Consider the following 12,237-nt stretch of genomic DNA (forward strand, 5'->3'; position numbering starts at 1 on the left):
CAACTCAATACTAAACTCTTGGTAGGGAATAGTTGAGGCACCTTACCCAACAGGATGAAGCAAAAGTTGGGTTTTGCAGTAGCTCAACCATTCCCAACGCTGTGAGTACCTAGTTGCGATTCAGAGGATTTTCTGCGATCGCTGTCTCATCATGGTACTCGTAATCTGCGTCTGTAGGATCTTCCTTTGGCAGAGTCGATCCCTCCAGCCCGTAAGTGTCTGCTACTACTGTCTCATCTTCTTCGCTCTCCTGATCATCAGGCAAGAACGGTTCTCCTTCGGCACTCTCTATCGGAAAAGCTGTAGATTCTGTTTCCACTTTAGTTTGATTGCTGCCCATCGATGGGAAGTAAGCTAAACTTTGACGGTATGCCTGAAACTCCTCTAAGGAAAATATTGCTCCATTTTTCCTGGCATAGTGATGGTTTTGGTCATCTAGTAAAGCTTCAAACAGACAAGCATGGTTAACATTCGCTTGGGTAAGATTAGTTTTTAGCAGGTTAGCACCTGACAAATCAGCCCCTTCTAGCTTAGCTCCTGATAGGTTAGCTCCTGATAAGTTAGCTCCTGTCAAGTTAGCCCAAGATAAATTCGCTTGCTGAAGGTTCGCAGCTGCTAAATTTGTTCCAGTTAAATCAGCCCAGGACAAATTTGCTTGTTGCAAGTTAGCATCTGCAAACCAGGCATGATTTAAGTAGGCAGCAGTAAGTTGCACTTGCAAAAGGTTGTGTCGCGCCCGTTCCCAGAAAGCTGTAGGAGACAGGACAGCGGTGCGACCGATGAAACTCAGCAAGGCGTCGGGGTCAAAATCCAGAGGCTGGTTGGGATCGCCGCAAGGCAAAAAGGGCATTCGACTTTGGCGGGCGATCGCGCACAGCAACAAAAATACATTCACCCCAACCGCAGCATCGATTTGCAGCACTTTTAGGGGGTTGTGCAGTGCTTGGAACTGGGCATAAACCTGATGGGCAATTCCTTCATCCAACCAGCGACCCCGACAGTAAGCGCGATAGAAGCGATAAAGGCGTTTAAACAGCGTACCAAAACTAAAGTGTACTTCTTTGCGTTCTTGCTGTCGCCGCAGCCGCTCAACCACCATTTCTTCTATTTCAAATGACAACAAGCCATAACCTAGTAATTGGTAAAGATGCTGGGCTACAGCAAGCGAGGATTTGATTGTAAAGTTGACTTCACCGTAGGTATCTTGAAATTGATCGGTGAGGGCTTGCAACTGGAGGGCAATTTCTTCTACACAGAGGTATTCTCCCAGGTTGGGATGAGAGAACTCAATGCTGGGGATTTGAGATTGGGAATTGGGGATTTGGAAGAAAAATATTGGTAAGTTGTCTTCTAAGTGCTTCGACTTTAGCGCTGATTTCGTCACCTTATTTTTAGAGGTTTGCACAATCGAAAGTGCTGTAACTTGCATTACTTGGCGCACGTCTTCGGGGCGACGGTTGGCTAAGAGATTAGCGATCGCATCCGTGCTGCGGTAGGCATGGGCTAGACCTTCCTTTACTACAAAAGGTATCGTGGTACTGCCAGCATCCGGGTATGCTAACAGCCAACAATAAATCCGGTCGTAAATTTCAAATTTGACCTCGGATAATGCCCGATGAAAAATGCTGTCGTCAAGCAAACCGTCTCGATGTAAAACACCCATCAGATAAAGCATTAAAGGCTGTCCGACAAGGGTGTTAGCTACTGAACTAGCACCGCCTGGAGTTCTTTCTGGAGTTGGAGTAAAGGCACTTCTTTGTTTTAAAAAAGAAAAATATCCCTGTGCGATCGCTTTTGATTGTAGTTTCGCCCAATTCTTGAACCACTGGCGAAATTCATCTTGTTCTAGCGGCTGGATGGTTATTCGCCGCATCAATGGGAATAGAGAGTAAGGAATTTCTTCGCTTCCCCTACCCCATTCCCCGATTCCCCGGCGACTGGTGAGAATAATTTTGTGGCGAGGAGTACCTTTGGTTAAGGAGAGCGATCGCGCCTGAAATGAAGTTACCTGGTTCAGGAAGGCAGCGAAATGATATCCTGTGCGATCTGAGCGGGGCAATTCATCCAAGCCATCCAGAATCAACAAGCAGGGAGGATGCAGCACTGAAAACCAACCATCTGCATCTTGGAATCTGCCCAAGGGGAAGGCGGAATTCAATGTTTCTTCTAGAGTTTTCCCCAAAGTGGCATCCTTGAGGCGGATTAACACTGGCATCCACTTGGGATAGAGTTGCTGGGCAACGTATGTTGCGAATATCTGGCAGAAACTGGTTTTGCCCATACCCGGATCGGCTTCGATCACGGTAATAGTTTTCTTATCCTCCAGTTGCAGCGTCACCCACTCCATTAAATCAACTGGTGGCGAAGCGTCATTAGTGATCGCAGCCTTCCCCAAAGGCGGCTTAGTTGTAACTAATATCTCCTTGCCTTTTAGCGGCACGTATAAATCTTTTAAAGAAAAGGGTTCTGCCAGTAACGGATTTGAGAGAGATTGGAGTAGCGCCGCCCGATAGCTTTCCCGGTGTCGGTTGAGAGGAAAGGATTGAGGGGGGAAATTTAATTCCGGTTCCTCAGAATTAAGAGTTGTTGAGAACCGAGAACTCTGATCGTTGCTTCCTGAAACTGGGATGTTATCATAACCAGTTACTAAACTTCCCAACTGGACAAACTTTTGTAGTTGTGCCAAGGGGAGAGCATTTTGGGCGATCGCTTCCAGCAGATAACCAGGCAGTCCATTAGCCAAGCGTTGGGTAATTAGTTTAGCTTCTGTTTCCTCGGCACCATTGGCGATCAACCAGGCGATGCAGGTGCTGTTCATCTGCTGCACTAGAAACGAGTTGCCAATTTGCAAGAGGGCTTGTTCTGCCTGAGTATCGCTCAAGCGTCCGGGGCGCAGGGTTTTTAGAAAAGCTTGCAAATGGACATCAGCCAGGGGTGAATCCCACACCTGCCCATACAAGTCTTCCGATCCTCCTGGTATCCCGGCACGGGATAGCCACGGCCTTCTAAGTAAAGATTCTTGCTCTAAAATTCCTTGTAAAGCATTGATATAGGCAATTTGGAAGGTGAGCCAGGTGCCTTCGTTGCGCTTGAGGGGCTTTTTCTGACTTAGAATGTGCAGCAACCCAACACTCAGCTGGGAGACTACTCCTGCCACTAGACTCGCGGTTCTCAGGGGCAGTTCTAGGACTTCTGCCAAGGCGCTGATATCAAAAGGTGTCAGGCTCTTAACTTCCATGTCCTGTGCAATGCGAAAGGCAATTCCGGCGATTTGCGTGCCGGGGTGCCTCAAGGTCGCCAGTTCAATCTGGCGCTCCGCCAGCCAATGCCGAATGCTCAGGCTCATGGCACCTCTATCAAAGGAAATAAATCAATATGCCTCTTCTTAGTTATGTTAAAGGGCAGCAGCGATCGCCACAGCAGCGATCGCTTGAGTAAAAGTTTTGTCGGGAGAAAGTTGGAGGAAGGCATAAGTAAAAACGGCCCTGATGAGGCAAGACAGGCAAAAGGCAAAAATGAAGAATCCTTCTCAAAGCTTTTTGCCGCCCCCCACGCCCTCCACCTGGTTCGCCAGCGAGGGAAAGTTAAAGAAATTTTATTGCTGGGAGGTTGGGAGGATCGCCTTTTTCCTGTTTTAGGGGGAGAGGGGGTAAAAGGGTTCAGGAAGGACATTCGTTAAATTGAAATTACAGACGGCTTCAAGCGGGGGAGAGGCATTCAAGCGAAAAATCTGTGGCTCTAATCCTAAATTCCAGCATAAAGGCTTAGGCTGTACAATCTCAAAACTTTTATTATCAGTCTTAGACCTTTTACAGTAGCGACGATTTAAATCCAGATAAAGTTGGCATCGCTTTTTGTTGCAGAACGCAGAATAAGGACAGGACTCAAGGGTAGTGGTTGTGAGAAGACAGTTACAAGAATTTCAAGTACGAGCAGCTAATAGGTTGCGCTCTGGGCAAGGGCGTAAACTGGTGATCAGAGTTGTCCCGAATGCCAAAGCATCTGCCACGAGCGTTAAGGATGACGATTCTCCAGAAATTGAATCTAATGTTGAGGTTATCCAAACCTCTATGGCACCGCCTAAAAAACGTGGCGGCTTATCGCGTTTGTGGTTGTTTTGGTTGACTTTGTTGTTAGGTTTGGGAGGGACGGTAGCAGGGGCGTTCTTTTGGCTGGCAACGATACCGCCGCAGGCTAACTGCAAAAATATCTCGCCTATAGCTCCGGAAACCGATCGGCTGTTTTGCGCTCAGCAGGCGGCCGAGACTGGTAAGTTAGATAAGTTGCTCGAAGCAATAACGTTTGTTCAAACTTTACCGCCGGATCACTCGCTCTACTCTCAAGCGCGCGGGATGATGGAGGAGTGGTCGAAATCAATTTTAGGGTTTGCCCAGGCAAAATTTGACGAGGGAGATTTAGCCGGAGCGATCGCTATTGCCCGCAAGATTCCTTCTGCAAGTCCTTTTCATCCCCAGGTGAAAGAGAGGATGCAACAATGGCAACTGGAATGGCGGCGGGGCGAGGAAATTAGTAAAAAATTCCATGTTGCTTTAAAAGAGCAAAAATGGTTTGAGGCTTCCCAGCTAATACAAAATCTATCTGCGTTAAATAGCCCTTACTGGGATGACGAAATAATCGAGCGACACGTCGATCGGATGTCCTTAGAAAGAGACGCTTGGCAGCAGTTGGAAGAGGCGCGAAATTTTGCCGATAGAAAGACGAGTGAGAATCTGGCACAAGCGATCGCTTTGGCGGGAAAAGTAGACTCTAAAAGCTACGTCAAACCCAAGGCGCAAGCTGATAGAAATCTCTGGAGTCAGGAATTGATCAAAATTGCAGCCGAACGTTTTCAGGAAGAAGATTATGACGGCGCGTTAACTGCTGCCAAGCTGGTTCCCTCTGATGCTTCAGTTTATACAGAAGCTCAAGATTGGATTAAACTCGGTCGCTCTTATGTCATTGCCCAACAAGATAATATTTTCAGCTTTTTAGAAGCGAAAGCGGGTGTGCGCGAGATTTCGCCAAAAAGTCCCCTTTATCAGAATGCAAAAGATACAGCCAAAACTTGGGCTAATAATTTGCAAGATCGCGTCCATATGCACTATGCCGAAACCATAGCCAATTTCGATCAACCGTTGGCGTTCCAACTGGCAATTAACCAAGCTTCTGCGATCGCGCCTCAGCGTCCCGGACGCTTACAAGCCCAAACTTTAATTGCTCATTGGCGCAAGCAAATTCAACAGATTGAAGACAGAACGGCTTTGTTGAGCGCTACACAACTGGCGACGCCAGGAACACTGGAAAGTTTAAAGGCTGCTGTTACCGAGGCGAGTAAAATTAAACAGGGTCAGCCTTTGCGGATAGAAGCACAAACCTACATCGCTCAATGGAATAAAAAAGTCCAAACGATGGAAGATCAGCCGATCTTGGATTTGGCAAAGGGTTTAGCAACTCAGGGAAATCTCAAAGCTGCTGTTGAAGCTGCCCAAAAAATTAGCCCCGGACGGGCTTTATATCCAGAAGCACAGGCGGCGCTGACTGAATGGGTGACACAAATTCAAACTACTGAAGATATGCCTATTCTTGACGCGGCGGTTGCTCTGGCGGCTGAAGGGCGGTTGACTGGTGCGATTAATAAGGCTTCTGAGATTCGTTACGGTAGGGCGCTGTATAGGGAAGCTCAAGGCGCGATCGCTCGCTGGGATGCGGAACGAAATGCGATTTGGGAGGCAAGACGAAGGGCTGCTGAGGCTGCGGCTTCACCAACAGAAGACTTTTCTGAAAGTGATTCCCAATCCCAGGATAATAACTGAAAATATCCATCTTTGCCCTGAAGATGGATATTTTGTACAGCTTAACCCTGCTGCAATCTCTTGATCATAGCGTCCCATGTCCCACGTCCCATCACGCCATCAGGAGTTATGTTTACTGATTCCTGAAAGACTTTGACGGCGGCTTGTGTCTCTGGCCCATAGATGCCATCAATTGGGCCGTTATAGAGTCCTTGTTGTGTCAGTACACTTTGAACTTCTATAACTGTTGCTCCTCGGCTACCATAGCTCAGCAGTGGAGCTGTCTGAGGAATGTAACCTGTGATGGGACTAGATATGCCGGGTGTAGCACTTTCAATAGGCGCAGTTGGCCCCTCATTTCGCCCAGTTGGATCTATTGGATTTTGAGCATAAGGAGTTGAATTTCGATTCAACTCCATTGGTCTTTCATTATTACTAGGATTAATATCAGTTGGAGCCTCATTCATCATCCCTGGATTTATCTCCGGGTAACGTGTCTGAGCATTTGCACGTCCACCGTTAAATAATAGCGGTGATAGAGAAATGGCAGAAAAAATACCCAGTGCCATGAGACTTGATTTGACAATTTTGATTGCCATAATCTGAATATCTCCTTGAGAGAATACAACGGAATAAATTCGGTTTCGGCTTTCTATATGTATTCCAGATTACGAAAAATATTGCATTTAAACGTGGCTCTCAAGTTATAAATTACACTGAGAACAAATATAACCATAGATATACGTTAGGAGAATAAATTTACGCTTTCTGCTTTTTTTATGTGCTACCGCTCTTAGCTCAAACCAAGACTCCATCAAGGTTATCAGCTTTGAACAACATTTATTTACTAGATGATGTTGTAGAAAAAGCACGATTGAATATTATTTGAATAATTTAGGTATAAACAACAATTCTTTTAATAAATGGAGATAAATTTCCCTTAAATATAGGAATCATGTTTAAATTAGGAAAATTCTCGGACAGAAACCTAGTTTCGGGTATTCCCGGTAAATTTATACTGATTTGCCTCGAGCCGCTTAGCACTTTAGCCGATTCTCCCTGTAAATGAGTAATCTGTTATAGCAGGGGATTGCGGCGTGAATAAGGAGGTTTTTGATGAGCGATCGCCAACTGGATGCCCAACGAGCGGCTCGCCCGTTTAAACTGATCTTGATCGATAATGACCCAATCTTCCGGCTTGGTCTACGGATGGCGCTAGAGCCGTTTCCCGCCCTGCAAGTCGTCGCCCAATCAGATTCTGACGCAGCCGCCTTGGAGACGCTCGTCAGTAGCACTGGGACAGAAAACGCCCCGGACTTGGTAGTGTTAGAACTAGGTTTAGGTTCCTCTGGGTCGGATCGGTTGCCTGGGTTGCAGCTGTGTGGGGAATTAAAGACGCAGTATCCCAACTTGCCAGTATTTCTCCTGACTTGGGTTCAGGAACCAGCCCAGCTTGCAGCAGCAAAAGCTACAGGTGTGGATGGCTATTGCCTCAAAGGAACCGAAATCTCGGTAATAGCACAAGCTTTGTGTCAGGTAGCCTCTGGCGAAGCATATTGGTCAGAACTTGTACAGACGCAAAATATCCTGTCTGTAAGGGGTTCAGGTGTCACACAGAAAAATCGTTCATTATTGTTGCTGCAAATGCGGCAGTCTGGACTAGGGCAAATTGAGGAAGCGATCGCTCAAGTAGCAGCCGAAATCCAAAATCCCAATCTTTCCAATCTAGACTGGTTCATTTTAACCGGAAGGCTGCGAGAACTGCGAGCATCGCGTTGGCTAGTGAATCAGCTATTGCCAGTGGTAGGAAGTCCAGAGGCGACTAGGAAGACCAAGGAGAATCTTTTTTTCACCCCCGTCCCAGCCCGTAGCACAGATGTCCCGCCTGTGAATCCCCAGCCCTCAGCACTCAGTCCTCAGCCTTCAGCACTCAGCGCTACTTTAAGCAAGATCCAGTATGGCGTGCAGAACTTGACTGGCGCTCCCTTGGAAATTGATATCCTGCGAGATGAGAAAAAACGGGAATTGCTTTATCTGATTCTGGATAAATTGCAGGATGTCTTAGATGAACTGCGCTTGTCTCAGGTGCCGCCGGAAGCGATCGCGCAAAAGCGTTCTCTTATTTTATGCGATCTGTGGCAGCAGTCTACTACTGATTTCTTTGGCAAATATTACACGCTGCAAATTGGCAATTTAGAAGTAGACATTGTTAATACTTTGCTGCGAGATGTACTAATTGTTCAAACATCTATTTTGGATAAAATTCCTTTCCTGGTGGAGATGATTACGCATCTACTGTTTCAGACTCCACTTACAATCGAGAATGCTGTTTATCCCTATGGAACACCAGAAGCAAGGCAACATATAGAATTTATTTTAGAAAATTTAGTAATTCAAATTGCAAATAGTGTAGTGCAACCACTTCTAAATTATTTTGCCGAGGTGGAAGCGATTAAACAAGGTTTTTATACCCGTCGCTTGATTTCATCGCGGGAAATTGCCCGTTTTCGTAATGAGTTGAGTTGGAAGTATCGTCGAGAAATTTATATTGAGGAGCCAAAAGCAATTTTTGAAAGCCGATATATTTTATTGACTTTGAGTGGTGTCGGCATCAGAAAAATCTCTATTTATGCGCCTCGCGCATTTGAGTTAGAACAACTAACAGGCTTGCAACTAGCAGTTACGCTGCTGCTAGAAACACGGGATGCGATCGCGCCTCGTATCCGAGCAACCGTTGCTTTTTTAGGCAGCGGCGTAGTCTATATTTTAACACAAGTAATTGGGCGAGCCATTGGTTTAGTAGGTCGCGGTGTTATCCAAGGGATCGGTACTACTTTGCAGGAAACCCGCTTTGGAAAAAATAGTCAAAAACAAAAGTAGGAATAGCTTAAACAATGTAAAGTTAAATGCCACAAGCAGGTAATTCCTCCTTTTGGTGTGCTTCACAGAAAAATAGGCGCTGTAAACTGTAACGATGTTGAGTAAATAAGTTGCGGGAGATGCCACTATTTCCCTTTTTTAAAAAATCCGTCCTGCCACTGGTAATTTTGCTAACAGCAGGTTACGTAGGTAATTATTTCAGCCTACCACTCTTTTTTGGAGTAGATTTTCTATTTGGTAGCATTGCCGTTTTGATTGTGGTGCGTCTGTTCGGAACCCTGTGGGGTACTATAGCCGCTATCATTGCTGGAACTTACACAATTTTATTTTGGAATCATCCTTATGGAGCAATTATTGCTACCGGCGAAGCTTTATTTGTAGGCTTGCTGTTGCGGCGCAAGAACCAGAATATGGTTCTACTGGATGGGATTTATTGGGCGTTGATTGGAATGCCTTTAGTATGGATATTCTACGGCACCATTATGGATATGCCTGCCATACCAACCAGTTTAATTATGTTAAAGCAGGCTGTAAACGGCATTTTTAATGCTTTAGTCTCCAGCCTAATTATTACCTGCTTGCCAATTCATAAATGGGTAAAAAGCCGTAAAGTAAAACAGGCTCTTTCCCTGAGGCAGATTTTATTAAATTTATTAGTAGCGTTTGTTTTTTTTTTCAACAATTTCGCTGATGGTTTTGGAAAACCAGCGCGTAATTAACAACAGAACCCATATAATTCAAGCTGAACTGACAGCAACTTCTCAACAGGTAGCTGCTGAATTGATATTTTGGCACAAGGAAAATCTGAATGCACTTAGCGCTTTAGCAAAGTTCGCTGCTAAGTCGGATATAGCACCTTCAGACCGATTGCAGGAAAATACAGAAATTCTACAGCAAACATCTCCAAATTTTAACAACATATATTTGGTTAATGAGGCAGGTAGCATCATTGCTGCTTCCCCAATCACAGATAAGGAGAAACCTTTAAAGATTGGCGTAAATGTCAGCGATAATTACATCTTTAACGCCATAAAAAAAGCTGTGCAACCTGTAATGAGCGAAGTTTATGCTAATAGTGACTTGTTGATTCCTCAGATTGATTTAGGCGTACCCGTGCTTGAAGAAAATCGCTTTCGTGGGATTGCGTTTGCTTCGCTGGATTTACCAGACATCAGCCAATTGCTCAAAAACAATATTATTGCTCAGGATATACAAGTTACTCTAGTTGATACTAGAGGTTTTATTATTGCCAGCACTCAGTCGGAACGAGTGGTAATGGAACGCTTCGACCGCAGGAGAGGTGGAGAGATAAAGGAAATTAATGGCGCTATATATCAGTGGCTACCACCTAAAGAAAACTTACCTCCTATAATGCAGCGGAGAAACTCTTTTTACGTCGAAGAGATTCCCATTGGCGGGAATATTCCGTGGACTTTGGTGGTAGAAATACCCGCCGCCAAACAAGTAAATTACCTGGAGAGCATTTATATTATTGCTCTAGCGCTCATGATATTAATTGCGATAGTGGCGCTGATCCTGGCGGTTTTTCTAAGTCGCGGATTAGTCAGCCCATTGTTGCAATTGGCAGGGGTGACTACTGACTTGCCAAATCGACTCTGGGAGCGAGAAGCAATTAATTGGCCCAACAGCCAAGTGGCGGAGATAAGTTCTCTAGTTCACAACTTCAAGTTTATGGCGATCGCACTCCAAGAAAAATTTCAAGAAATCAAACAAGCTAACGAAACTTTAGAACAACGGGTTCAAAAACGTACCCGGCAACTGTTAGAAACTAACGGAAAGCTGGAAAATGAAATCGTAGAGCGCCAGCAAGCACAGGAGGAGCTTTACCGTCGCCAGCAGGAATTCAAAGCACTGCTGGAAAATGCGCCGGATGCGATTATGCGTTTAGATAGGGAAATGCGTTATGTTTACGTGAATCCAGCAGTGGAGCGGATAAGTGGAATGCCATCAAACGCATTCATCGGCAAGTCTCCCCCGGAACTAGGCTCGCCGGAAGAGTTGTCGCAATTGTGGGAGAAAACGCTGCGAAAAGTCTTTGAAACAGGTGAAGAACAAGCGATTGAATTCGAGACTGAGACGGTAAACGGACTCTGCACTTTTCAATCGCGTGTGGTGCCAGAGTTAAATAAGGAAGGCGCGATCGCATCCGCTTTAGTTGTAAGTCGCAACATTACAGACCGCAAGCAGGCGGAAGAAAAAATCCGCACCATGAACGGCGAACTAGAACAGCGAGTCATCGAACGCACGGCGCAACTGGAAGCTGCTAACCACATCAAGGATGATTTGCTCTTCCGCGAACAAGCTGCACGCGCCGACGCAGAGGCGGCGAACCGCATGAAGGACGATTTCCTGGCAACGGTTTCCCATGAACTCCGCACGCCGCTTAACTCAATGCTGGGTTGGGCTAAATTGCTCCGTTCGCGCAAGTTTGACGAAGTAACCACGGCTAAGGCTTTGGAAACTATCGAACGCAATGCTAAATCTCAGGCGCAACTGATTGACGATATTCTGGATGTCTCGCGAATTATTCGGGGTAAGTTTAGCCTGAATATTCGCCCGATTGAACTGATACCACTGATTAATCTGGCGCTTGATACCGTGCGTCCCCCTGCTGAGTCCAAATCGGTTCGGCTTGAGAGTCTACTCGATCCCTCGGTGGGTGCAGTGTTGGGCAATAGTGATCGCTTACAGCAAATAATCTGGAATCTACTCTCTAATGCGATTAAGTTCACCCCTGAAGGCGGGAAGGTGGAGATTCGGTTGTCAGTTGTCAGGGAAGAGTTGTCAGGTTCTAACAGCCTTCCAACGCCAATGAACAACTATGCTCAAATCACAGTTAGCGACACGGGGAAAGGTATTAGCCCTGACTTTTTACCCTACGTTTTTGAGCGGTTCCGCCAAGCCGATAGTTCAATTACAAGATCGCACGGCGGACTAGGTTTAGGTCTTGCTATTGTCCGCCACTTGGTGGAATTGCACGGTGGAACCGTTCGCGCCAGCAGCCTCGGCGAAGGCAAAGGATCGACTTTCACGGTGATATTGCCACTCATCGATAGGGGATTAGGGACGCAGAAAGACTCACGCCCTACCCCAATCACCAATCACCAATCCTCAATCTCCCTCCTCGGTTTGCGGGTGCTGCTTGTGGATGACGAGGCGGACACTCGCGAGGTTATTAAGGTAGCGCTAGAGGAGTGGGGAGCCGAAGTGACGGCAGTGGAATCAGCGAGCGCAGCCTTCCAGACACTAGAAGATTCGCAGCCAGATGTCTTGGTGAGCGACATTGGGATGCCGGAAGAGGATGGTTATGCTCTAATTCGTAAAATCAGGATGCGCGACTCCCACGCTGGGGGTGAAATTCCTGCTGTGGCCCTGACGGCTTACGCCAGCGATCGCGATCACGATCGCACTTTTGCTATGGCAGCTGGCTTTCAGAGGCATATCCCTAAGCCTGTTGAGCCATCTAAGTTAGTGGATGCGATCGCGCAACTTGCCAGACGAAGTTCATAGGTAAAAGGCAAAACAACTAATTGCTAATTATTTT

The 12,237-nt window shown here is 46.2% G+C and carries 7 protein-coding genes; 5 read left to right on the top strand and 2 right to left on the bottom strand.

Annotation, left to right across the window (positions count from 1 at the left end):
• Positions 1 to 109: 109 nt before the first annotated feature.
• Entirely contained in the window at positions 110 to 3,346 is a 3,237-nt protein-coding gene (locus tag H6F63_RS29905; protein WP_190635839.1) for a pentapeptide repeat-containing protein, read from the bottom strand.
• Between H6F63_RS29905 and H6F63_RS06420 the strand changes: the two genes are divergently transcribed.
• Positions 3,326 to 3,679 (top strand): hypothetical protein, encoded by a 354-nt coding sequence (locus H6F63_RS06420; RefSeq protein WP_190635841.1) that lies wholly within the window; start codon positions 3,326 to 3,328, stop codon positions 3,677 to 3,679. The two genes, H6F63_RS29905 and H6F63_RS06420, sit on opposite strands and share 21 nt — an antisense overlap.
• A 220-nt stretch (positions 3,680 to 3,899) precedes the next feature.
• A complete protein-coding gene (locus H6F63_RS06425) occupies positions 3,900 to 5,813 on the top strand; it encodes a hypothetical protein (RefSeq protein ID WP_190635843.1) in 1,914 nt (637 codons plus the stop codon).
• Positions 5,814 to 5,854: 41 nt separating this feature from the next.
• On the opposite strand, the gene H6F63_RS06430 is transcribed toward H6F63_RS06425, so the two are convergent.
• A complete protein-coding gene (locus H6F63_RS06430) occupies positions 5,855 to 6,391 on the bottom strand; it encodes a peptidoglycan-binding domain-containing protein (RefSeq protein ID WP_190635845.1) in 537 nt (178 codons plus the stop codon).
• A gap of 517 nt (positions 6,392 to 6,908) precedes the next feature.
• Here H6F63_RS06430 and H6F63_RS06435 point away from each other — a divergent pair.
• The 3 genes from H6F63_RS06435 to H6F63_RS06445 all read left to right on the top strand — a co-directional run bounded on the left by H6F63_RS06435 (position 6,909) and on the right by H6F63_RS06445 (position 12,203).
• Positions 6,909 to 8,672, top strand: a complete 1,764-nt coding sequence (locus H6F63_RS06435) for a DUF3685 domain-containing protein (RefSeq protein ID WP_190635847.1) — start codon at positions 6,909 to 6,911, stop codon at positions 8,670 to 8,672.
• A gap of 119 nt (positions 8,673 to 8,791) precedes the next feature.
• Positions 8,792 to 9,391, top strand: a complete 600-nt coding sequence (locus tag H6F63_RS06440) for a hypothetical protein (protein ID WP_190635849.1) — start codon at positions 8,792 to 8,794, stop codon at positions 9,389 to 9,391.
• Complete coding sequence (locus tag H6F63_RS06445) at positions 9,363 to 12,203, top strand: ATP-binding protein (RefSeq protein ID WP_190635851.1); 2,841 nt, start codon at positions 9,363 to 9,365, stop codon at positions 12,201 to 12,203. The genes H6F63_RS06440 and H6F63_RS06445 overlap by 29 nt, the downstream gene beginning before the upstream one ends.
• Positions 12,204 to 12,237: the final 34 nt, after the last annotated feature.

This window comes from Trichocoleus sp. FACHB-40 (assembly GCF_014695915.1).
In the GTDB taxonomy this organism is placed as follows: domain Bacteria; phylum Cyanobacteriota; class Cyanobacteriia; order Cyanobacteriales; family FACHB-T130; genus Funiculus; species Funiculus sociatus.